The sequence below is a fragment of the Pseudomonas sp. Tn43 genome (assembly GCF_014192635.1).
Classification (GTDB): Bacteria; Pseudomonadota; Gammaproteobacteria; order Pseudomonadales; family Pseudomonadaceae; genus Aquipseudomonas.
In genome coordinates, this window is sequence record NZ_JACHYG010000003.1 from 87,190 (window position 1) to 109,986 (window position 22,797).

17 protein-coding genes are annotated in these 22,797 nt (G+C 59.9%); all 17 read right to left on the reverse strand.

Features of this window, described 5'->3' with window-relative positions; all coding sequences use genetic code 11:
* Positions 1 to 2 precede the first annotated feature (2 nt).
* On the reverse strand, positions 3 to 1,166 hold the full coding sequence (gene pseC, locus FHW68_RS08930; protein WP_095634452.1) for a UDP-4-amino-4,6-dideoxy-N-acetyl-beta-L-altrosamine transaminase: 1,164 nt from the start codon (positions 1,164 to 1,166) through the stop codon (positions 3 to 5).
* Complete coding sequence (gene pseB / locus FHW68_RS08935; protein ID WP_095634451.1) at positions 1,163 to 2,164, reverse strand: UDP-N-acetylglucosamine 4,6-dehydratase (inverting); 1,002 nt, start codon at positions 2,162 to 2,164, stop codon at positions 1,163 to 1,165. Before pseB ends, pseC begins: the two co-directional genes overlap by 4 nt.
* A 30-nt stretch (positions 2,165 to 2,194) precedes the next feature.
* Positions 2,195 to 5,134: a TIGR00180 family glycosyltransferase gene (locus tag FHW68_RS08940; RefSeq protein ID WP_183680028.1), complete on the reverse strand. Its 2,940-nt coding sequence runs from the start codon at positions 5,132 to 5,134 to the stop codon at positions 2,195 to 2,197.
* Between the two features lie 51 nt (positions 5,135 to 5,185).
* A complete protein-coding gene (locus FHW68_RS08945) occupies positions 5,186 to 5,923 on the reverse strand; it encodes a cephalosporin hydroxylase family protein (RefSeq protein ID WP_183680030.1) in 738 nt (245 codons plus the stop codon).
* Between the two features lie 16 nt (positions 5,924 to 5,939).
* Positions 5,940 to 7,010 carry a class I SAM-dependent methyltransferase gene (locus tag FHW68_RS08950; protein WP_183680032.1) on the reverse strand — a complete coding sequence of 357 codons (1,071 nt, stop codon included), beginning with the start codon at positions 7,008 to 7,010 and terminating at the stop codon, positions 5,940 to 5,942.
* A complete protein-coding gene (locus FHW68_RS08955) occupies positions 7,000 to 7,857 on the reverse strand; it encodes an NAD(P)-dependent oxidoreductase (protein WP_183680034.1) in 858 nt (285 codons plus the stop codon). The genes FHW68_RS08950 and FHW68_RS08955 overlap by 11 nt, the downstream gene beginning before the upstream one ends.
* 11 nt (positions 7,858 to 7,868) lie before the next feature.
* Complete coding sequence (gene rfbC, locus FHW68_RS08960; RefSeq protein ID WP_183680036.1) at positions 7,869 to 8,429, reverse strand: dTDP-4-dehydrorhamnose 3,5-epimerase; 561 nt, start codon at positions 8,427 to 8,429, stop codon at positions 7,869 to 7,871.
* Positions 8,426 to 9,508: a CDP-glucose 4,6-dehydratase gene (rfbG, locus tag FHW68_RS08965; protein WP_183680038.1), complete on the reverse strand. Its 1,083-nt coding sequence runs from the start codon at positions 9,506 to 9,508 to the stop codon at positions 8,426 to 8,428. The genes rfbC and rfbG overlap by 4 nt, the downstream gene beginning before the upstream one ends.
* Positions 9,490 to 10,263 (reverse strand): glucose-1-phosphate cytidylyltransferase, encoded by a 774-nt coding sequence (gene rfbF, locus FHW68_RS08970; protein WP_183680040.1) that lies wholly within the window; start codon positions 10,261 to 10,263, stop codon positions 9,490 to 9,492. The genes rfbG and rfbF overlap by 19 nt, the downstream gene beginning before the upstream one ends.
* 259 nt (positions 10,264 to 10,522) lie before the next feature.
* Positions 10,523 to 14,083 carry a glycosyltransferase gene (locus FHW68_RS08975; RefSeq protein ID WP_183680042.1) on the reverse strand — a complete coding sequence of 1,187 codons (3,561 nt, stop codon included), beginning with the start codon at positions 14,081 to 14,083 and terminating at the stop codon, positions 10,523 to 10,525.
* 94 nt (positions 14,084 to 14,177) lie between these two features.
* The gene (locus tag FHW68_RS08980; protein WP_183680044.1) at positions 14,178 to 15,743 is read right to left on the reverse strand and encodes a flagellar hook-associated protein 3; all 1,566 of its coding nucleotides are present in this window, start codon (positions 15,741 to 15,743) and stop codon (positions 14,178 to 14,180) included.
* A 13-nt stretch (positions 15,744 to 15,756) separates the two neighbouring features.
* Entirely contained in the window at positions 15,757 to 17,817 is a 2,061-nt protein-coding gene (flgK, locus tag FHW68_RS08985) for a flagellar hook-associated protein FlgK (RefSeq protein ID WP_183680046.1), read from the reverse strand.
* Positions 17,818 to 17,840: 23 nt separating this feature from the next.
* Positions 17,841 to 19,148, reverse strand: a complete 1,308-nt coding sequence (gene flgJ, locus FHW68_RS08990; RefSeq protein ID WP_183680048.1) for a flagellar assembly peptidoglycan hydrolase FlgJ — start codon at positions 19,146 to 19,148, stop codon at positions 17,841 to 17,843.
* An 11-nt stretch (positions 19,149 to 19,159) separates the two neighbouring features.
* Complete coding sequence (locus FHW68_RS08995; protein ID WP_008072568.1) at positions 19,160 to 20,269, reverse strand: flagellar basal body P-ring protein FlgI; 1,110 nt, start codon at positions 20,267 to 20,269, stop codon at positions 19,160 to 19,162.
* Between the two features lie 18 nt (positions 20,270 to 20,287).
* Positions 20,288 to 20,983, reverse strand: a complete 696-nt coding sequence (flgH, locus tag FHW68_RS09000; RefSeq protein WP_095634438.1) for a flagellar basal body L-ring protein FlgH — start codon at positions 20,981 to 20,983, stop codon at positions 20,288 to 20,290.
* A 52-nt stretch (positions 20,984 to 21,035) separates the two neighbouring features.
* The gene (gene flgG, locus FHW68_RS09005; RefSeq protein ID WP_008011001.1) at positions 21,036 to 21,821 is read right to left on the reverse strand and encodes a flagellar basal-body rod protein FlgG; all 786 of its coding nucleotides are present in this window, start codon (positions 21,819 to 21,821) and stop codon (positions 21,036 to 21,038) included.
* Between the two features lie 45 nt (positions 21,822 to 21,866).
* Positions 21,867 to 22,607 carry a flagellar basal body rod protein FlgF gene (locus FHW68_RS09010; RefSeq protein ID WP_008074885.1) on the reverse strand — a complete coding sequence of 247 codons (741 nt, stop codon included), beginning with the start codon at positions 22,605 to 22,607 and terminating at the stop codon, positions 21,867 to 21,869.
* Positions 22,608 to 22,797 lie beyond the last annotated feature (190 nt).

Sequence of the window (22,797 nt, forward strand, 5' to 3'; positions counted from 1 at the left end):
CTCTACTCCTCAAGAATCAGTCGGCGCAATTGCTCGACCACATAATCCTGCTGTTCATCGCTCAGCAGAGGAAACAGCGGCAGGCTGATGGCCTCGGCGTAATAACGTTCGGCCTGGGGGAAATCACCCTCGGCAAAACCCAGGTCGCGATAGTACGGCTGCAAGTGCAGCGGAATATAGTGCAGGTTCACACCCACCCCGGCTGCTCGCAAACCTTCGAACACCTGTCGATGACTGAGGTTGATCCGTTCCGTCTGCAAGCGCACCACGTACAGATGCCACGCCGACTCGGCCTCGGGCTGCGCGCTGGGCAAGGTCAGCGGCAGGTACGCCAGCAACCGGTCGTAACGCGCCGCCAGTTCACGCCGACGCTCGATGAAACCGTCGAGCTTGTTCAGCTGTGACAGACCGAGGGCCGCTTGCAGGTCAGTGATGCGGTAATTGAAGCCCAGTTCTACCTGCTGGTAGTACCAGGGGCCGTGGCTGGGTTCGGTCATCTGGTCGGGATCACGAGTCATGCCGTGGCTGCGCAGGCGCTGCAAGCGCTCGGCCAGTTCCGGGCGATTGGTCAACACCATGCCGCCTTCGGCACTGGTGATGATCTTCACCGGATGAAAACTGAACACGGTCATTGCCGCGAATTCGCCGCAACCCACCGGACGCCCGGCATAGGATGCGCCGACCGCATGGGAAGCGTCCTCGATCACCGTAAAACCATAGCGCTCGGCCAGTTCGGCAATCATGCGCATATCGCAGCTCTGCCCGGAAAACGCCACCGCCACCAGCACTTTCGGCAGCTTGCCGTCGCGCTCGGCGAGCTCAAGCTTCGACGCCAAGGTGTAAGCGTCGAGGTTCCAGGTCAGTGGATCGATATCGACGAAGTCGACCTCCGCGCCGCAGTAGCGCCCGCAGTTGGCCGAGGCCAAAAAGGTGTTCGGCGTGGTCCATAACCGATCGCCCGGCCCGAGGCCGGCGGCGAGACAGGCAATGTGCAGCGCCGCCGTGGCATTGCACACCGCCACCGCGAAATCGGCCTGGCAACGCTCGGCCATGGCCTGTTCGAAACGCTCGATGGTCGGCCCTTGCGTCAGCCAGTCGGACTGCAACACGGCAACCACCGCGTCGATGTCTGCCTGATCCAGACTTTGCCGACCGTAGGGAATCATGCCGACAGCTCCGCATGCAGGTCAGCGATCTGGCCGACCGAGAGGAAGTGCGGGTTGGTGTCGGAGCGGTACTCGAAATCTTCGCTCACCGGCCGGCCCTGCTCGCCCAGTTTGTCGACAGCAAAATCCACGTCGACGCTGGTGAAGCGAATCGACGGCTGGATGGTGTAGTGATCATCGAACTCCAGGGTCATGCGCGCGTCGTCCAGCGGCACCATCAGTTCATGGAGTTTTTCCCCCGGACGAATGCCGACGTTCTTGTGCGGCAAATGTCCAGCCATGCCCCGCGCCAGATCGACGATGCGAATCGACGGGATCTTCGGCACGAACACTTCACCGCCGTGCATGCGGGCAAAACTGTCGAGCACAAACTTCACACCGTGATCGAGGGTGATCCAGAAACGCGTCATGCGCTCATCGGTGATCGGCAGCTCTTTGGCGCCTTCGGCAATCAGTTTGCTGAAGAACGGCACCACCGAACCGCGCGAACCGGCGACGTTGCCATAACGGACCACCGAAAAACGTGTGTTCTGATCCCCGGCGATATTGTTCGCAGCAACGAACAGCTTGTCCGACAGCAACTTGGTCGCGCCGTACAGGTTGATCGGGCTGGCGGCCTTGTCGGTAGACAGCGCCACGACTTTTTTCACGCCGTTGTCGATGGCCGCGGCAATGATGTTTTCCGCGCCGTTGACGTTGGTGCGGATGCATTCGGTGGGGTTGTATTCCGCCGCCGGCACTTGCTTGAGGGCCGCTGCATGCACCACGTAATCGATCCCGCGCATGGCCTGACGCAAGCGCTCGGCATCGCGCACATCGCCGATGAAGTAACGCATGCACGGCGCGTTGAACGTCTGTTGCATCTCGTACTGCTTGAGCTCATCGCGGGAGAACACCACCACCCGCTTGGGCTGGTATTGCTCCAGCAAGCGGCGGATGAAATTGCGCCCGAACGAGCCGGTGCCGCCAGAGATGAAAATCGATTTACCGTTGAACATGCCTTGAATCCTTTTACCTGTCAGCCAGGCTTATGCGAGCAACTGCGCCCAGTTCACGCTGGTCGGTTCGCCGAGAGTAAAGCCCTTGCCAGTCAAGGCCAGGTTCTGGTTGCAGGCCGAGTCGTGTTCGAAGCGGGCCTGCCACTTGTCGCGCAGAGCGGCACGGGCCTGGGTTGATTCAGGCAGCACGCCCGGGTGCAACAGTTGCGCTTGTGGCGTCCAGACAGTGAGGTAACCGGCCTCGGCGACTTTCAGGCACAGGTCGACATCAGCGAAGGCCTCGTCAAAATGCTCTTCGTCCAGGCCTCCGACCGCTTCATACAAGTCCTTGCGAATCATCAGGCACGCACCGGACACCGCCGAATAGTTCTGCTCCACTTGATGGCCATTCAGATAGCCTTTGGCGTCTTTACGCTCACCGATAAACGCCGAGTCAATATCGCCATTCAAACCCAGGACCAACCCGGCCTGGGTGGTGACGCCACGAATGTCCATCAATTTGGCGCCAACGATGCCGACTTCCGGACGCTGAGCCTGATTGAGCAGGGCATCGAGCCAATTGGCATTGATCACTTCGGACTCTGCCGACAGCAACACCAGGTAGTCTCCTTTGGCCTCCGCGCAGGCAAAATTATTCAGCGCCGAGGCACTCAGGCGCTGACCGCTGCGCACTACACGAATGCGATCGCCTTTGCCCTCAAGGCTGCTCAGCCATTCGGCCAGTTCTGGCGATTGGCTGTGGTTGTCGGCAATCAGCACTTCGTGACGCTGGTAGCGGGTGCGTTGCAGTACGCTGACCAATGCACGTTGCAGGTGTTCCAGGTTGTCCTGGCTCTGGAGGATGATCGAAACCATCGGTCGCTGAGCGTGTTGATAGTCGATCTGCCAGGTCTGCGGCAGCGTCGAGCTGACCTGGCCGCGATACCCACGATTGGTCAGATGCCGGCTCAGGACCTGACGTTCCTGAACATTCTCTTCAGTGGCCGGCGCGTTGCAGATCAGCAAGGGTTCGGCCAGATGAGCCAGACCACCGAGACCGCCGTCTTCGATCAGACGCAGCAACAGGTCAAACTCCAGGGCCTGGGTGTACTCGGTCGAGAAGCCTCTGGCCTGAGCCAACACATCACGCCGGATCAACCAATGCCGCGCCATCAGTGACGGCACGGTTTGCAGCAGGTCGAGGTTGACGCCAGGGCGGAATACATCCGCCAGAGAACCGTTGGCCTGACGCTGAATTTCATCCATCGCCACCGCACGCACACTCTCGGCACCGATCAGCTCAAGGCTGGCGCGCAGCAACCCGCTTGGGGTCAACTGGTCTCCGGCCTCGGCCAGCAGCAGCCAGTCGACAGACCACTGGACGACGATCTGGTTGATGCGCTCAACGTAGTTGGCAGTGGTGACTTTAACGAAGTGCACGGTGTCGCGCACCGACGTGGTTGCCGGCAAGTCACCGGTAGTGAAGACCACCACTTTGAAGGCTTTGCAGTGGCCGTTGACCAAGCTATCGAAGGTCGCCTGCAACTTAAACATGTCTGCGTCCAGATCAAGCAGCAGAATGCCGAATTGAGGGCCACCATTGTGCCTGGCCAGATGTTTGGAGATCGCTGAAAGTTGAGCGGTATCGGGATTGCGCGCTTCGATCCAGTCGAGCAAACGCCCGGACGGCATGTTCTGAAACAGTGTGCGGTCATCCTGCCCCGGTACCGAATCCAGACGTGTGGCCCATGCTTGAAGCTTGAGCTTCTCATTCTGGTCTTCGCTGCCTTCGAGCGACTCGATCAGGCGCTTGACCACCGACCGGTTGAACCGGTTAAGACTCAGTGCCTCCCACAAACGGGCGCGGAGGGTGCGGTCGGTGTCGTTGGGGTGAACGCGCATCAACTCATGCTGCTTGAGCAGGATGCCTTCCAGCTCCTGAAGTTGCAGGCGACCGGCAGGCATGGCGTGCAGCAGGAATTCGAACTCGGTCAACAGGTCGAACATCGGTTTGTTGTAGAACGGCATTTCGACGAACTGCTCGGGGCCGAACGAGCGAACCGGCTCGCGCCCCGCCTCGATCCAGGTCGAACGGAAGATCAGGGTAGCTCTGAGCGAGCGACCTTCGAGCAGGCAGTCGGCCATGGCGGTAAAACTGTCCAGAACAATCTGTTTGACCCGGGCCGGGTCGCTGTCACTGTCGCTGAACTGCGTCGGGATCGAGGCCAGGAATTGCGCAAACTGCTCGCGGTCGGCGACGGTTTTCGCATCTTTGTACGTCAGCACGGTCAACACATTGGTTTGGTGATCCGAGGCGCCATAATTCGCCTCACGCACAGCGTAGGGAATCGGCAAGATCCGCGCCTTGGAACACGCCAGCAGGTAGAACGCGTGGCCGATTTCCTGCCACTCGAAACTGGTGCCGGGAGGCAACAGGCTGTACCACTGTTGCAGCAGGTCCGTGCGGGTCACCGCATAGAACGGCGGCAGGAACTGGCCCATGAATTCCATTACCCGACCTTCAGGCTGTTGCGAGTTGTAATCCTCTTGTACCCTTTGGTCGCGGCGGTAGTAGTTCACTTCGGTGGCACGGGCCAGGTACATCATCCCGTAGCCATGGCACAGGCCATAGTCAGGGTTGGCTTCAAGAAACTCCACCGACTCGGTCAGGGCATCCTGCAACAGGAAGTCGTCATCGGCAGCAAACACCATGTACGGCGTGGTGACCTGATTGACGCCGTAGGTGAGTTTTTCCTGCAGCCCTTGATAGGTGTATTGCGGCAAGTGGCGATAGTCGACTGACGGGAAGTCCCGGGCCATGTGCTCATCGCCCTCAACGGACGAATCCAGAACCAGAATCGTACAGGGATAGTTACGGTAGTACTGCAAAGTACGCCGCAGGAACGCGTTCCGGTTGTGGGAAATCACCACCACCGTGAACCGCTCGCTCAGCGGCGCAACGTTGTTTTGAGCACTGTTTTGAACCTGCATCTTTCCATCCCCACAACCGGCCAATCGCCAAGAACCTGAAACCACTTTTTGTTAACGAACGCGGCGCAGATAACCATCCGGCGCTACGGTGATCAGCAGCTTGTTTTGCAGTTGCCGATCGATTTCGAAGTCCTGGTTTTCTTCCAGGTACTTCCACACCGCGGTCTTCGGGTTATCGCCCGGGCCCCAAGGACGATCCGGGAAGAAATCGGCCGGCATGTCTTCAACCACGGTGTCCATGACCACGCAGTAGCTGTCCACCGAAACCAGTGGTGCATACAGACGCAACTCTTCGAGTACGTGATCGTGGGTGTGGTTGGAGTCCAGCACCAGAATGACTTTCTTGCCTTCGGCGGCAGCGCGCACTTGTGCGGCGATCGCAGGATCGATGCTCGAGCCTTCGATCATCTTGATGCGCTTGCTCATCGGGTGGCTTTCGATGGCTTCGCGGTTGTGCGCACGGATGTCCAGGTCGATGCCCAGCACTTCGCCGTGGCCTTGCAGCTCCAGCAAGGATGCGTAGTAGATGATCGAACCGCCGTGGGCGATGCCGCACTCGATCACCAGATCCGGCTTGACCTGCCAGATGATTTCCTGCATCGCCATCATGTCTTGCGGCAGCTGGATGATCGGACGGCCCATCCACGAGAAGTGGTAGCTGTATTTGTGCTTGGCCGATTCGTTGAAAAACTCTTGGGCCAGGCCGGTGAGTTTCTGGTCGTCACCTTGCTGGGCGATTTGTTCCCGGCATTCGGCTTCGAAGGCTTTGTTGATGCTGTTGTCGGTCATTTCAGAATCTCAATAGTCACTGGAACGAAGCGCTGTCGACGGCGTGATAGACGTAGCGTCCACCGGTCATCCGCTTGATTTCTTCGAGGTAGTTGGAGTTCATCACAAACAGGTTGGCGCCTTTGGGCAAGGCATCCATGGCCTCTTGCGGTGAGGACACCCGCACGCCGCTCAGAGGTAGATAACGACCCTGTTTGGCCGGATTGATATCCACCACGCGATCCACCGCCACGCCCGCTCGTTGCAGGAACAGCGAATAAATCACGCCTTTGGACGACGCGCCCCAGATCGCCGAACCCTGCTCGGGCGCGGCCTGGATGATCTGCACGGCGCGGTCGAGGCTGGCGGTGAAATGTTCCGACAGCGTCAGCAACGACGGTGCCTCGACCGGCATGCGGCGCAACGTCGACAGATCCGCAACGATGTACAGGTACTGACCACCGAAAAGGTGCCCCGCCTCGAGCACCGTTCCGAACATTGCGCGCAAATCCGCACGACGGAAGTAATTCACGTGTTCGTAGAAAACATCGAACCAGGCGTTGTGCTCAACAATCCAGTCGAAGCACGGCACTTCGATGTAAATCTGCCCACCATGGTTGGCACGGGCAATTTCAGCCAGGAAACTGACCGGGTCGCTGATATGTTCCAGCACGTGGCGCAGGACGATCGCTTCGGCGGCCAGCCCCAGTTCCCGGGTGAAAGGGGCTTTGATCACTTCGACATTGTCACCTTCATAGGAAGGGTCGATCCCGGTGATGGCATAGCCGAGCCCCCGAAGCGTCTCCAGGAAGTAGCCTTTGCCGCAGCCGACTTCAATCAGGCTTTTACTCTTGAAATGACGTGCCAGGATCGCTTCGACATCATTCAGGTGCTGCTGAAATTGCGCCGAATGGGCCTGTTCGTTTTGATAGTCGGCGTCATAGCAGAGTTTGCTTGCGTCAAATGCCTGGTTGAAGATGAGCCCGCTCCGGCTGTCCTGCACCAGCACAATATCCGCGCTGCCCGACACCTGCGCCTGTTCAGCACTGGCAAACGTGCGGTTCTGCAGAACCGGCAGCCCGGACGCTCGATAGAGTTCATGCTGCATGCTCTTCTCCCGTCAGTTGCGAAATCCGCTGGGCAACACCCCAAAACGCCATGGGTTCATGGACGGAATAACCGTAGTGCCCAAGATTCAGGACGATGGAGGATTGGCGCTCGCGCACACGCTGCTCAACCAGCGCCCGCACGGACACCGGTTGGCCGCTGCAACAGTTGATCACACCATCGACATCGCGACGGGCAATGAGTGATGCAAGCCGGGAAGCGGCCTGCCTGATGTCCAGGTAGTCACGCAACTGGTCGCCCTTCGACATATTGAACTGCGTGTCACCGGCGTCGATGGCCCGATCGAGACTGGCCAACAAGCTGTTGGGGTTCTGTCCCTCGCCATGCAGATAGAACAGCCGTACCCACTGCAATGTGAACGCGTGCTCACGCTGCAAGGCTTCGAGGAACAGGCGCAACGTGTGTTTGGCCAGGCCATAGGGGGTGCAAGGCTGTGCGGCCATCGCCTCACTTAACGGGCCACTTTGCAGCCCATACTCAAAACAGGTTCCAGTGACCAGCACCTGGCTGACACCGGCCTCGATCAACCGCTTGAGAAACGCGTAATCCAATGGCAGGTTTCGCTCGAAATGGAACAGTGCCTGGTAGTTCGGCAGGCCGGCCCACGCCAGATGCGCAATAGCATCAATGCTATCGGCCAGGCTTTCCACGTCTAGATCCGGTGTGTGGATATCCGCGGCGACAAACTCCACTTCATCGAACCACGGCATGGCACGCGCAGCTACGATATTTCGAGAAACCGCACGGACCTTGAAGCCTTTGGCGAGCAAGGCGCTGATCAGATGCCGGCCGACAAAACCGGTGGCGCCAGTAACCAGCACTGTCATGGGGTGCCCCATCACAGTTCGACTCCGCTGAAGTCTTTGTTCAGCAGTGGATGGCACGCATCTTTGGCCGACAGGTTCTTGACGGGCAATGGCCAAGGGATCGACAGCGCAGGATCTGTGACCGACAGGCCTGCTTCATGATCCGGCGCGTAGTCCGCGTCTGTCAGATAGAGCACTTCCGAGTCGTCGGTCAGGGATTGAAAACCATGAGCGAAACCCGCCGGAATAAGCAAACTGCGCCCATCATCGGCCTGTAATTCTTCGGCGTGCCACTGCAAATACGTCGGTGACTGGGGCCGCAGATCCACCACCACGTCCCACACCGCACCACGTATGCAGGTGATCAGCTTGGACTCTGCATGACCAGCTTTCTGATAGTGCAGGCCACGCACACTCCCCTTTTCAACCGTACGCGAATGGTTGATCTGACGTATGGCAAACGGGCGGCCCTGCAATGTCAGACGGGTCTGGCAAAACAGCCGGGCAAACCGGCCTCGATCATCGCAGAACACTTTTTGCTGGATCAGATACAACCCTTCCAGCGCCAGCGTCTGGAGCGTGAACTCAGTCATGACCGTTCCCTGTAGAAATTCAATTGACACAAAGTCATCGTGCGCATGTCGTCACCGTTCTGCCACGCCAGATGCCAATCGAGGGTCTGGGTCAGGCATTGCTGCAACGACCAGCGTGGTTGCCAGCCAAGCAACTGACGAGCGCGACTGCTATCCAGGCGCAGCAAGCCTGCTTCGTGCAAATCACTGGGTTCGATGCGCAATCCACGTGCTTGCGGCCAGCGGTTGGCGAGCAACTCGACCACTTCTCCGACGCTGCACATGTCGGCTTCGCTCGGGCCGAAGTTCCATGCACCGGCAAACTCAGGGCCTTGTTCGTAGAGACCGGCAGCCAGTTGCAGATAACCGGCCAGCGGCTCTAGGGCGTGTTGCCATGGGCGCACGGCGTGCGGGTAGCGCAGGGTCACCGGTTCGTCGGCTGACCAGGCTTTGAGTACATCGGGAATCAGGCGCTCCGGGGCAAAGTCGCCACCACCCAGTACGTTGCCGGCACGGGCAGTGGCCAACGCCAGGCCGTGCTCGGCATACTTTTCGGCGGGGAAAAACGACGCGGCATAAGACTGGGCCAGCAACTCGCAGCAAGCCTTGCTGCTGCTGTACGGATCGTGACCACCGAGCGCTTCGTCCTCACGGTAGGGCCACAGCCATTCCTTGTTGGCATAGACCTTGTCGGTGGTCACCAGCACGCAGGCACGCACGCCGCCGACCTGACGGATCGCTTCGAGCAGGTTGAGCGTGCCCATGACATTGCTGGAGTAGGTGCCCAGCGGATCGCGATAGCCTTCGCGCACCAGCGGCTGGGCCGCCAGGTGCAGGACGATTTGCGGCTGCGTCTCGGCGATCAGTTCCAGCAGGGCACCGAGGTCACGCAGATCGCCGCGTTGGTCATTGATGCCTTCGTGCACCCGCGCCAGTTCGAACAGGCTTGGCTCAGTAGACGGGTCGAGGGCAAAACCGCTGACCTCGGCACCGAGGCTTTGCAGCCACAGAGTCAGCCAACTGCCCTTGAAACCGGTGTGCCCGGTGACCAGCACCCGTTTGCTGCACCAGAATTGCGGGCTCAGTCCCATTGTTTCCATGGGGCCTCCCCGCTCTGCCACAGTGCTTCGAGGTGGTTCTTGTCGCGCAGGGTATCCATCGGTTGCCAGAAGCCCGAGTGCTCGAAGGCACGCAATTGCTCAAGCTCGGCCAGACGCATCAGCGGCTCCGCTTCCCAACTGGTGGCATCACCCGCGATGTAGCGCAGTACCTGCGGTGACAGGACAAAAAAACCACCATTGATCCAGCCACCATCACCACGTGGCTTTTCCGTGAACCCCATTACCTGGTCGCCAACGCGTTGCAGGGCGCCATAACGACCAGGGGGTTGCACAGCGGTGACGGTGGCCAACTTGCCGTGGCCCTCATGAAAATTCAGCAGCGCACTGATATCGACGTCGGAGACGCCATCGCCATAGGTGAAGCAAAAGGCATTTTCGCCTTTCAGATAGGGCTGCGCGCGCAACAGACGGCCACCGGTCATGGTTTCCTCGCCGGTGTCGATGAGGGTGACGCTCCACGGCTCGCTGAAGTTCTGGTGAACATCCATGCGGTTGTTGCGCATGTCGAAGGTGACGTCGGAGGTGTGCAGGAAGTAGTTGGCGAAGAAGTCCTTGATCGCGTATCCCTTGTAGCCAAGGCAAATCACGAAGTCATGAATTCCGTGGGCGGAGTACTGTTTCATGATGTGCCAAAGAATTGGCTTGCCGCCGATCTCGATCATCGGCTTGGGCTTGAGGTGCGACTCTTCGCTGATGCGCGTACCGAGACCACCCGCCAGAATTACTGCCTTCATCGCTGTCCTCTTGCTCTTCGCGCGGCGCGGCAGCCCCTCGAGGGGGGGGGCGGCGAACCGTCAGATGCACATCATTTACCCGCAGCCACTGGGCCACTCACGCCCTTGGCAGTGAAGGTTTTATGGCGATATATGGGTGACTTGCAGGAAGTGAGCCAATTGCGCAGGACAAAAAAGATCGTCCGAACGCGGCCCGAGCCTTCGGCCAACATCCCTGTCGAAGCCTGCGATCTTTTGATGTTTAGAAGGTAATAACAGATCAGTCCGGCAACCAACCCCACAACCAGTGGTTCAAGTTATCGCCCCGCAGCATGAAGTCCCGATGAACCGCTTCGCGCAGTTCATCACCCATGCGGTAACTGGCGTCCGGGTCGGCCAGGTGCATGCGGATCGCCTGCAGCCATTCGTCCGTGCTGTTACTGAAGACTCTGGTGCACGGCAAATGGCCGCGATAGGCCTCGGTATCGGTACAGATCACCGGGTATCCGCAGGCGCCGTACTCCAGCAATCGCAGGTTACTTTTGCAATCGTTGAAGATGTGGAACTCCAGCGGAGCCAGTGCCAGATCGAGGTTCAGGCTTGCCAGTTTGAACGGGTAACTTTGCAAGCCGATAGCGGAATGAAACTCGTGAACATACGGGCGCAAGGCGTCGGGGCACATGCCAAAGAACACCCACTCGACTTCGTCCGCCAGCTCGCGCACGACCTCGGCAATGATCTCCAGGTCCCCGGTGTGACTGGTCCCGCCCCCCCAACCAACGCGCGGCTTGCTGGAGGTGCGGCGACGACTGGTCAGCGTGGCCCAAGGGTCCGGCGACAGCATGTTCGGCACCACGCGAATGTCGTTGTGCATGCTCGACAAGATATTGGCCAACGGTTGGGTCGTGACTACCAAGCGATCGCACAGGCCGATGCCTTCGCGCAGCATCTGTTCGATGTTGACCGGCTTGTTGCGGGCGTGAGCGTTTTTCTTCGGTGCGCTAATGATGTAGTCGTCGAGTTCGAAAACCCGCAGGGCGCTGGAATACTTTTTCATCCGCAGAATATCGCCGGCTGAGCCTTCGCTGTAACGCCCTTGCAGGACGATGGTGTCCGGGGACAGACGCTCGATTTCCACGATCGACGGCGACTCATGGGCCACCCGTGCAATCACTCGTCCAGTGGCTTCGAGTTCCGTCAGCGGCGCGATCACCCGGTAGTGACCGACGGCAGTGCTATTGACCGGAAGACCCAGAATCAACGGCAATGCACGGGTGCAGAACGGGTTCCAGTTGTTGCGTAGCGAAGGCTCCAGGCTGAAGCTGGAAACCCCAAGGCTCAGTGCCGGGCTGTAGGCCGGATCCTTGGCGATCTTCGGCAGCCATTTTTGATAAAAGGCGTCCTGTTCACGCTCGCACAGTTGCAGCGTCGACTCCTCGCCTTCCGGGGCCAGTACCACGCTGGAGTAAGGCGTCCAGACCACCAGGTAGCCGTTATTGTTCGCCCGCAGGCACAAATCGACATCGCTGAGGCTGTGGGTAAACGTCACCTCATCGAGCTGCCCCAGACTATCGAAAACCTCCTTGCGAACCATCAGACAGCGGTCACTGACCGCGCTCCAGTTCTGGGTCACGTGCAACCGCTGCATGTAGCCGCGAGAGTCGGCAGTCTCACCGGAAAATGGCGAACCGACCGCCCCCGCCAACCCGAGGATCAACCCGGCGCTGACGATCGCCCCCTGCGGACTGAGAATCCGGGTACCGACCACCCCCACTTCGGGACGCTGTGCGTGGTTGAGCAATTCGTCCAGCCAATCGCTGTCGCAGATCAATATCTGAGGATTGAGCAGCAGCAAGTATTCGCCATGAGCCAAGCTCGCGGCGAAGTTGCGGATCGCTGCGTCGTTGGCGTCACCGGCGTAACGGATCACCCGCAGCATCGCGGCACCCAGCTGCGTCATGGCAACCAACCAGTCGAGCATCGCCGGGTCGTCAGTGCCGCTGTCGACGATCAGGATTTCGTACCGGGTGTAAGCCGTGCGCTCGATCAAACCTTCGATGCAACGCTGCAAGGCGTAAAGCGAATCACCGGTCTGGATGATGATCGATACCAGCGGACGCGTCTCATGTCGGTAATCGATGCGATTGATCAGTGGCAATTCTTCGTGACGGATAGCGTGCGCCACGCCGATACGGTCCAGGTGCGCACCGATCATGCCAGCGTTGTTTTCGATGACTTCGGGTAATGACAGCCAGTCGGAAAAGGCCAGGCTCGACTCCACCTGAATCTCCGCGATGTGTTCGATGGTCTGCGGACCGACCTCTTCCACCAGCCGCCACATCAGGTCATGGGGGGCCAGCTCGCCGTGAGCCGGGTCAAACCCGCCCAGCTCCATGAAGTGCTGACGTTCGAAGGCCAGGGTTCGACCGACGTAGGGATAGGCGCGCATCAGATCCAGGTTGAAATCGGGTTTGAACACCGGGTCGATCGACTCGCCGTCGACCAGCGCACCCTCGTCGCTGTAGACACAGAGGAGCCCCGCAGAACCGGCAATGCGCTCTGCCAGAATCAGCAGAGCCGATTCACGCAAGGTGTCACCAGCGCGCAGCAGGTAAAACCAGTGGGCGCCTTCCAGTTGCGGAACCACGGCATTGAGCTGTTGCGCCCAGTTCGACTGGAACGGCAACTGAACGATTCGATCATCGGCATCACAGTGCGCATCGGACAGCAGCACCACCGCCTGAGGCGTATACAGCTGAGCACTGATGCTTTGCAATGTGGACTTCAACGCGGCGCTGTCGGCACGGCTGTCAATGATGATCGGCACGATCTGCGGGCGGAATGCCCAACTGTCGATGCACGCTGGCATGAGCCGCTGCTCGACTGCCGAGAACCTGCGTATCGCCAGCCATTGGCGATAGAAGTCGACGTAACTCTCGCTCTCCCCACCTACTCGACCATTGACCACCGTGCTGCGGTTGCCGAGGATGCGCGTCACATACAATTCTTCCCAGGCGTGGGGTTGATCAGTGACTTTGCTCAGGTCGATATAGCGAACCCAGCCCGATGCCGGCGCCGATTCGCCACTGCGTACCGCGAGCATCTGCGCCAGCCAGCTCCACTCGAGCGCCGCTGCCTTGAGCATCTCAGGGGTTCGACTCAGTCGCTCCGGATACAGCCGCTCGGTGCTCAACACGGTGCTTAGTGACACCAGATTAGCGCGGCGCATCAGGCACACGAACAAGGCGAAATCGAGCATGGCGATAAACCCGGCGCCTTCCTGGATCAAGGCTGGCAACAGCTCCAGCACATCAGCGCGACGCATCAAGGCAGAGCTGAAATTGCCGAGGAAGTTCTTTGGCGCGCCCTCGAAAATCGCCAGCATATCGTCGCCCTTGAGCAACGCATCGCTTGGACAAAAGCGGCAATTGTCCACCCGCGACGGCAACAGAAAATTGCCGGCGTCGCTGAGCATTCGCAGGGCAAACACTACATTCACGTCCGCGTGGTCTATCAACACCTGTGCCTGCAAGGCAATGCTCGGTGAAAACAGACGGTCGTCGTCGCACAGCACTTTAATGAACTCGCCCCGGGCTTGCTCGACGCAACGCAATACGTTTTTCTGCAACCCCAGACGCAGCGGATTGCGCAAGTAACGAAGCGGATGAGCCGGCTCGACGAAGGTCTCGACAATGTTGCGGATTTCGTCGCTGGACGAATCGTCGCAGATGACGATCTCGATGTGCTCGTAGGTCTGGGCGAGCGCGCTTTCCAGTGCCTGACTGAAGAAGCGCGGGTTGAAGGCTGGGATGACGATGCTGACGAGGGGACGTTGATTCACGGCGGGAACTCTCGAGCGGCGGGCCTCTACCCTTTCAGGCAGAGGCCCCGGAACCGCTTAAAAAAAGACGGTTGACTGCTCGGCAGGCGCAGGCTCAGACCTTGTTGAACAGGCCCAGCTGAGCAATTTTGCTGAAGGCCAGTTGCGAGGCTTGCAACATGGTTTGTTGCAAGGTCAGACGGGTCATCACTTCAGCCGGATCGGAATCGCGGATCGATGACTGGGTCTGGGCATTGGCCAGTTTCAGACTCTGGTTGGTATCGCTCTGGGTATCCAGGGCAGCACCGCGACCACCGACCGAGCTAATGGCACTGGACAGCTGATCGGTGCCGCTGGCCAGGTTGGCAATACCCGACGCCAATGACGCTTGCAGCTTCTGAGTAGCGATCGGGTCACCATTGGTTGGTGTATTCAACGCGGTTTTCAACTGGCTCACGGTGTCCAGGATGTTCTGGGTTTCATGAGTGTTGACCGCAATGCTGAACTGATCGTTGGCAGCCGGCGTACCGCTGACAGTGAAGCTCACACCCGAGGCGGTGGCGACGCTGCCGGCCATGGTTCCACTCGACACCGGCTTACTGCTGGCCGTCAAAGGCGCTGCGTACAACTCGAAGGCGGTAGCGCTGGTGAACTTGAGGATCGCCGAGCCACCAGGAAAACTGGCGTGGTAATCCGCCGGGTTGGTGATGCTGCTGTTGGTGACCTGCGCCGCCGAAGGATTGCCCGGGCTGCCGGTTGCGCTGAAAGTATCTGGCTTGGCCGCCAGGGTAAACGTGTGGCCAGGCAGCACGGTCGCCGCCGTGTCGCCGGCGTTCAGGTTGATGTTCAGGGTCAGCTCGACGCCACGGAAAGTGACGGCCTGGCCGGCCTTGCTGGCAGGATCGAATGCGCCACCCTGGCTGGCTTCGGCAGTCACATCATTGCCGCCCGAGTCAGTGATTTTCAGTTGGGTGCCACTGACGAAGTCCACGGTATACGGCTCGCCGCTGCGGAATTTGGCGTTGTAGGTGACGTTCGAAGACACTTGGCCGTTGGACAAGGTCACGCGGCCGTCATCCACGACCGGCGCGGTCCGGGTGACCTCGCTACGGCTGGTATTGATCGCCTGTTGGAATACGTCCCAACCGGTGCTGTTGGTGGCCATCGACATGGTGTCGCCGATCGCCAGGTCAAGCGTTACCTGGTCACCGTTGTAGCTGTAGGTACCATCGTTGTTGCGTGTGAACGGCACGGTATCGCCCTTGGAGCCGGCGAAGATGTATTTACCGTTCTCGTCCTTGCTGTTCATCAGGCTCAGCAACTGCTCTTCGATCTGCCCCAGCTCCGAGGCGTTGGCCTGGCGGTCGGCATCGGTATAACCGGCGTTGCCTGCGCCCACGGCCAATTCCTTGGCGCGTTGCAGCACATTATTGATGCTGGTCATCACGGCTTCAGTGGTGCCCAGGGTCGCCTTGATGGTGGTGGTGTTGGCCTCGTACTGATCAAGCATCGACGCCTGCTGACCCAGTTGCAGCAAACGCGAGGCACCGACCGGATCATCCGCCGCGGTATTCACACGAACCAGGCTGCTGGCCTCTTCGCTGCTCTTGACCACGTTGGCGAAATTCTTCTGATAGTTGGCGGCCGAGGACTCGTAAAACTGGGCGGTAGAAATGCGCATGGGCTACGACTCCTTAAAGACTGTTGATCAGTGTGCTGAAGATTTCCTGCGCAGCCTTGATGATCTGCGAAGACGCGGTGTAGTACTGCTGGTACTTGACCAGGTTGCCGGTTTCCTCATCGAGGTCGACCCCGGACAACGAGTCGCGAGCGCCCTTGGCGTTGGCCAGGATCGCTTCGGTGGCCGCGCTGTCGAGCTTGCCTTGGGCGGCTTTGGCGCCTACGCCCTCAACCAGTTTGCCGTAGGCATCGTTCAGGGAAATGCCTTTGCTCGCCGAACCGGTGTCCACGGTCTGTTTGGTCTGCAAGCCGGCCAGTGCGGTACCGTTGCGGTTGTCCAGCGTACCCGGCTGGCTGAGCGAGACATTGATCGCAGAGCCTTGGCCTGGCGAACCGGCCACGGTCATGTCAAACGACACCGTGCGCTGCACGATTGGCGGTCCCGGATCATTGATCGCCGCACCGCTGGCGTCGACCAGTGGAATGGTCAGGCTCAGCGTATTGTTTTGGCCCGGCACAATGGTGCCTGTGCTGAGCGAGTTGCCTTGGGCATCGAGCAGTTCGTAAGTCTGGGTCGCACCGCCCGTCGCGCCGAACACAATCTTGACCGGAGTCGAGGTCTTCAGACCGTTCTGGATCGTGGTGCTGGTCGCCGTGTCGTAGATATCGAATTTCGTGGTCAGGGTCGGTTGACCGCTGGCCGGAATCGTCAAGGTGCCGCTGCCGCCCGCTGCAATGGCCGCGCCCAACGGGGCCGCGATGGCCAGACGCTTGGCGTCGGTCATCTCGGTCTTGATGGTGGTCGCCGCATTGCGGGTCGGGGTGATCTTGAAGGTGTCGCCGGCGGCTGCGGTGCCACCGGTGAGCTTCATCGAGAAACCATCGATCACTGGCGGCGGCGTGGTCAGCGTGCTGAATGCGCCCATGGCGGTGCCTTCAGGCAGGCGCTGCACGGTGTAGTTGGTGGCGCTGGTGAAGATGACCTTGTAATCGTTGATGGTCAGCTTGCCGCTGTCCTCGATGCTCACCTCGAAGTTGCCCGAGCCGGCGCTGTTGCCGACCGTGGCAACGCTGCGCTGAGCCATTTGCGCGGCGCTGTTGATGCTGTTGAACAGGTTCGAACCGAAGTCACCGTTCTTGTCGATGCCCTGGGCCTGGATGGTATTCATCTGATCGGCGACGACCAGCGCCACACGTCCCAGCTCGTTCATGGCCGGGTCCAGGACGGTGCTGCGATAGCGCAGCAAGCCGCCCATTTCACCACCGCTCATCACCGAGGTGATGTCGATGGTGCTCGAACCGCGATTGAGCTGAATGGCCGAGCGCGATGGGTCGTCTTTGCTCGGCACCACTTCCAGTTTGCTGGCGGTGCTGCCCATGACCAGCGGCTGACCGCTGCCCAGGTAAATATCGAGGTTACCGTCACGCTCCATCACCTGCGCACCGGTGAAAGTGGACAGTTGGCGTACCGTCTCGTTGCGCGCATCGAGCAAGTCGTTGGGCTGGCCGCCGGCTTTGGAAACTTCGGAAATCTTCTGGTTCAGCTGGGCCACGGTGGCGGCCAGTTTATTGACCTGATCAGCCATGTCCGCCAGGTTGCCGTTGACGTTGGCGTTCTGCTGCGTCAACTGGCTGGAGATCGAGTTGAACCGGTTGCTCAGAGCTTGCGCATCGCTGAGCAGCAGTTGGCGGGAAGCATCGTCGCCCGGCTTGGCGTTGACGTTCTGTACCGAGGCGAAGAACTTGGTCAAGGCGCCATTGAGGCCGGTGCCGCTGTCCGAGAGCAAGGCATCGAGCGGGCTGATCTGCCCGGCGTAGGCCGCCGAGTCGCTGTTAAGCGAAGTGGTGGTCTGCAGCTGCGCATCGAGGTAGCTGTTGTACACCCGACGCACATCGGCCAGGGTCGTACCGGTGCCAATGTAGACATTGCCGAACGGATTCGAAGCCTTGGTGCCCTGCACGGTTTGCTGGCGTGAGTACCCGGCGGTGTCGGCGTTGGCAATGTTATTGCCGGTCACCATCAACGCGGTTTGACCCGCGGATAAACCCGACATCCCGATATTGAGCAAACTCATGGTTCAGACCTTATGCCTTGTGCCTATAAAGGCGTAATGGAAGCGCCCGCCGCAGCGTAGTTTTGGTAACTGGTCATCTGCTTGGCTATCTGCGAAATCTTGCTTGCGTAATCCGGGTCGGTTGCATACCCGGCTTTTTGCAACTCGCGTACAAACTGTTCTGGGTTATCGGCCGACTTCAGCACATCTTGATAGCGATTATTGCTTTGCAGCAGCGTTACAAGGTCATGGAAGCTGTCTTTGAAAGAGCCGTAGGAACGGAACTCGGCCGTCTCCTTGACCATCGCCCCATTTCTGAATTCGCTGGTGATCGCCCGCGCCGAATCGCCCTTCCAGTTACTGCTGGCCTTGATGCCGAACAGGTTGTGGCTGCTGCTGCCATCCTGGGCACGCATGACCGATTTGCCCCAACCGGTTTCCAGGGCAGCCTGAGCCACCAGGTAACGTGGATCGACTCCGATACGGTCGGCAGCTTCTTTGGCCATCGGCAGCATGGTGTTGACGAATTCGTCGGCGGAACTGAAGGCTTTTTTCGGCGGAGCCAAGGGGATTTGAGCCATGGCACGCCCATAAATCTGCAGGCGCCCGCGGGCTGTCGTATCCGTTTGCGCAGCCAGCCAATCGCCGTTGTACAGAGGGCCGGAACCGGTCCTGGTGCTCTGCGGCATTGCGATAGTGTTCTGCGCCGTTGTGGCGGTTGTTGCAGTTGTTGCAGTGCTCGATGCCGACGGCACCAGCCCGGCGAGCAAACGATCAGCCAGTTTCGGCGGCAGTGCCAGACGCCGCTGATTGATCAGCGCCATGTCATTGCGATGAGCGCCCTCGCCCGCGCTTTCCGGCGTTTTCACCGAGCGCGAAGCCCACAACGGGCGCTCACCGTTGAGACGCGACAGCGGCCCGTGGGTGGCAGCCGTACCGGCGGCAATCGGCGTTTCCACGGCGGCTTTCGCGGCCGCTTGCTTGGCGGCAGACGCTGCCGCGGCCTCACCCGGCGCCATTGGTTTGTTCTTCGACATCTGGCGCATCAGCACGTCCGCCAGGCCAATACCACCGCCTTCGCGGGACAGGGAAACGGCCAACTGCTGGTCGTACATTTCCTGGTATTGCTTGGCGGCCGGTGTGTTGAGCGGGTTGTCCTGGCCCAGCGCTTCGGTGGCCGAACGCATGGACTTGAGCATTTCACCCAGAAACAGCGATTCAAATTCCTGCGCCACTTTGCGCAGGTTCGCATCACTGTTCTTGTCGCCGACCTTGAGTTGGTTCAGGCGATTGAGGTCCGAGTAGGAACCCGAATCGCTGCTGCTGACCAGACCGCTTTTACGCATATCCATGGTCGCCGTCCTCAGATCACAATCAGATCGGCTTGCAACGCGCCGGCCTGCTTCAGCGCTTCAAGGATCGCCATCAAGTCACCCGGCGCCGCGCCGACCTGGTTCACCGCACGGACGATTTCATCGAGGGTGGTGCCCGGGCCGAATTTGAACATCGGCTTGGCTTCTTGCTGAGCGTTGACCCGCGAGCGCGGCACAACCGCCGTCTGCCCGTTGGACAGAGGGCCGGGCTGGCTGACGATCGGGTCTTCGGTGATGGTCACGGTCAGGCTGCCGTGGGTCACGGCGGCCGGAGAAACCTTGACGTTCTGGCCGATCACGATGGTGCCGGTGCGCGAGTTGATGATGACTTTCGCCACCGCCTGACCCGGATCGACTTCGAGGTTTTCGAGGATCGACAAATAGTCGACCCGCTGGCTCGGATCGAGTGGCGCAGTCACGCGGATCGAACCACCGTCGATGGCCTGAGCGACGCCAGGGCCTAGCATGTTGTTGATCTTGTCGACGATGCGCTTGGCGGTGGTGAAGTCCGAACGGTTGAGGTTCAGGGTCAGGCTGTTGCCCTGATTGAAACCGCTTGGCACGGCACGCTCGACCGACGCACCGCCAGGGATGCGACCGGCCGACGGAACGTTGACGGTGATCTTCGAACCGTCACGTCCTTCGGCATCGAAACCACCCACCACCAGGTTGCCCTGAGCGACGGCATAGACGTTGCCGTCGATACCCTTGAGCGGCGTCAGCAACAAGGTACCGCCACGCAGGCTCTTGGAGTTACCGATGGACGCAACGGTGATATCTATCTGTTGACCCGGCTTGGCGAACGCCGGCAGATCAGCACTGATCGACACCGCCGCGACGTTCTTCAATTGCACGTTGCCCGAACCTGCCGGCACCTTGATGCCGAACTGCGAAAGCATGTTGTTGAAGGTCTGCAGGGTGAACGGGGTCTGGGTCGTCTGGTCGCCGGTGCCGTTAAGCCCGACCACCAGCCCGTAGCCGATCAATTGGTTGGAACGCACCCCGGAAATACTGGCGATATCCTTCAGCCGCTCGGCTTGAGCGTCGAAGGCTGCGGACATCAGGAGCGCAGCCACCATCAGGTGTTTGAAGTTCAACATGCTCACCAGAGAAGCCACCTAGAAAGGGAACAGCGGGCTGAGGAAGAAACGGTCGAACCAGCCTGGCTGACTCGCATCGGCAAACGCACCGGTGCCCGAATAGGTGATGCGCGCATCGGCGACGCGGGTCGACGACACGGTGTTGTCGGTGGCGATGTCATCGGCGCGAACGAGGCCGGCGATACGCACCAGCTCATCACCGGTGTTCAGGGTCAGCCACTTCTCGCCGCGCACGGCGATGATGCCGTTGGGCAACACGTCGGCGACGGTCACGGTGATCGAACCGGTCAGGCTGTTGCTCTGGCCGGACTTGCTGTCGCCCTTGGTGGCGCGGTCACCTTCATAACCGACGTCCAGGCTCAGGCTACCGCTGCCCACTGGATCACTGGTGCTCAGGCCGCCCCCGAAAAACGAGCTCAGGCCGATGTCGGTCTTGCTGTTCTTGTCGATCTGCGAGTTGGCGTTCTTGCTCGCCTGGGTACGCTCATTCAGGGTGATGGTGATGATGTCACCGACCCGGAACGCCTTGCGGTCGCTGTACAGGTTCTGTTCGAAACCGGCCTGGTAGATCGAGCCGTTATTGGCGGCAGCCGGCAGCGGCGTGCGCGGCAACACCGGGGCGTAGTAAGGGTCATTGGGCTTGGGCGGCGGGGCAACGCAGCCCGCAAGCGCGACGACCCCACTCAGTGCCAGAACAGATACAAAGCGATTCATGACCCTACCTCACGGTGTTGCAGGCGACCTCATGGCCGCCTCATAGACTTGATTACAGATTCTGCGTTACGAACGAGAGCATCTGGTCGGCGGTGGAGATCACCTTGGAGTTCATCTCGTAGGCGCGCTGAGTGGTGATCATGTTGACCATCTCTTCAACGGTGCTGACGTTGGACGTTTCCAGGGTGTTCTGCAGCGTGGTGCCGAAACCGGCAAGGCCCGGGGTGCCGACTTGCGGCGCGCCACTGGCAGCGGTTTCCAGGAACAGGTTGTTACCCACCGCTTGCAGACCGGCCGGGTTGATGAAGTCGGCGGTTTGCAGGTTGCCGATCACCTGGGAGGCCGGGTTGCCGGCAACGGTGATGGACACGGTGCCGTCACGGCCGACGGTGAAGGTCTGGGCATCGTTGGGAATGACAATGGCCGGCTCCAGGGCGAAACCGCTGGCGTTGACGATCTGGCCGTTGGAATCGAGGTGGAATGTACCGTCACGGGTGTAGGACGTGGTGCCGTCCGGCTGCAGGATCTGGAAGAAACCGCGGCCGTCGATGGCCATGTCCAATGGCTGCTCGGTGGTTTGCAGGCTGCCGGCGGTGAAGTTCTTCTGGGTGCCGACAATGCGCACACCGGTACCCACTTGCAGACCCGACGGCAATTCGCTGTCCTGGGTCGACTGGGCGCCTGGCTGGCGTTTGATTTGATACAGCAAGTCCTGGAACTCGGCGCGGTCACGTTTGAAACCCGTGGTCGATACGTTCGCCAGGTTGTTGGAAATGGTGGTGAGGTTGGTGTCCTGGGCGGACAGACCTGTTTTGGCAACCCATAGAGCCGGAAGCATTCGATTCTCCTCGTGCGCCTGTTTTACGGCGCGACGTTCTGATAATTAGCTGATCTGCAAGACCCGAGCCATGGCCTGGTCGTCGTCTTTGGCGGTGTTCATCATCTTGATGTGCAGCTCGAACTGCTTGGCCAGCGCCAGCACCGAGGTCATTTCTTCCACGGCATTGACGTTGCTCGACTCAAGGAAACCGGACACCAGTTTGACGTTGGCATCGGCCTGCGCCGGCTTGCCATCCTTGGTGTGGATCGAACCGTCCAGGCCTTTGGTCATGTTCTTGAAGTCCGGGTTGACCAGTTTGATCCGGTCGACTTCAGCCATTACGCGTGGGCCTTCACCCATCGCCCGGATGCTGATGGTGCCGTCTTCGCCGACTTCGATTTGCTGCTCGGGCGGCACCGCAATCGGTCCGCCATTGCCTACCACCGGCATACCGTTGCCGGCACGCAGCACGCCCAGGGCGTCAACGTTCAAGCTGCCGGTGCGCACGTAGCTTTCGCCGCCATCGGGGTTCTGCACGGCGATCCAGCCGTTGCCCTGCACCGCGACGTCGAGGTCGCGACCGGTTTCCACCAGCGAGCCAGGAGAGAAGTCGGTGGCTGGACGTTCGCTCATGGCAAACGCACGCGCCGGAAAGCTGTCACCAAACACCGGCATCGAACGGGCCTGTTCCAGGTCCTTCTGAAAACCGTTGGTAGAGATGTTCGCCAGGTTGTTGGCATGAGCCTTCTGCGCCAGTGCATTCTGGCTGGCGCCGGTCATTGCCACATAAAGGTACTTGTCCACACTCTTTCCTCTGCATGCCGGACGTTTGCCGCCCACCGCTGTACTGCTGAGCCATAAGCAATTAGCAGACCAACTTTTTTCTGGCGGCGCTGCGCCCGGCAAACAAAGGACTTGAGGGATTTAGAGGGGATTGGGGGAATGTTTCGAAGACGAAAAACCGGCGGTGTTATGCCGCTTCGCGGCAACAGAT

Excerpts from the sequence above, each read along its gene's own strand:
- pseC (WP_095634452.1), bottom strand. The coding sequence starts at position 1,166 with ATGATTCCCTACGGTCGGCAAAGTCTGGATCAGGCAGACATCGACGCG.
- pseB (WP_095634451.1), bottom strand. The coding sequence starts at position 2,164 with ATGTTCAACGGTAAATCGATTTTCATCTCTGGCGGCACCGGCTCGTTC.
- FHW68_RS08940 (WP_183680028.1), bottom strand. The coding sequence starts at position 5,134 with ATGCAGGTTCAAAACAGTGCTCAAAACAACGTTGCGCCGCTGAGCGAG.
- FHW68_RS08945 (WP_183680030.1), bottom strand. The coding sequence starts at position 5,923 with ATGACCGACAACAGCATCAACAAAGCCTTCGAAGCCGAATGCCGGGAA.
- FHW68_RS08950 (WP_183680032.1), bottom strand. The coding sequence starts at position 7,010 with ATGCAGCATGAACTCTATCGAGCGTCCGGGCTGCCGGTTCTGCAGAAC.
- FHW68_RS08955 (WP_183680034.1), bottom strand. The coding sequence starts at position 7,857 with ATGACAGTGCTGGTTACTGGCGCCACCGGTTTTGTCGGCCGGCATCTG.
- rfbC (WP_183680036.1), bottom strand. The coding sequence starts at position 8,429 with ATGACTGAGTTCACGCTCCAGACGCTGGCGCTGGAAGGGTTGTATCTG.
- rfbG (WP_183680038.1), bottom strand. The coding sequence starts at position 9,508 with ATGGAAACAATGGGACTGAGCCCGCAATTCTGGTGCAGCAAACGGGTG.
- rfbF (WP_183680040.1), bottom strand. The coding sequence starts at position 10,263 with ATGAAGGCAGTAATTCTGGCGGGTGGTCTCGGTACGCGCATCAGCGAA.
- FHW68_RS08980 (WP_183680044.1), bottom strand. The coding sequence starts at position 15,743 with ATGCGCATTTCTACCGCCCAGTTTTACGAGTCCTCGGCCGCCAACTAT.
- flgK (WP_183680046.1), bottom strand. The coding sequence starts at position 17,817 with ATGAGTTTGCTCAATATCGGGATGTCGGGTTTATCCGCGGGTCAAACC.
- flgJ (WP_183680048.1), bottom strand. The coding sequence starts at position 19,148 with ATGGATATGCGTAAAAGCGGTCTGGTCAGCAGCAGCGATTCGGGTTCC.
- FHW68_RS08995 (WP_008072568.1), bottom strand. The coding sequence starts at position 20,269 with ATGTTGAACTTCAAACACCTGATGGTGGCTGCGCTCCTGATGTCCGCA.
- flgH (WP_095634438.1), bottom strand. The coding sequence starts at position 20,983 with ATGAATCGCTTTGTATCTGTTCTGGCACTGAGTGGGGTCGTCGCGCTT.
- flgG (WP_008011001.1), bottom strand. The coding sequence starts at position 21,821 with ATGCTTCCGGCTCTATGGGTTGCCAAAACAGGTCTGTCCGCCCAGGAC.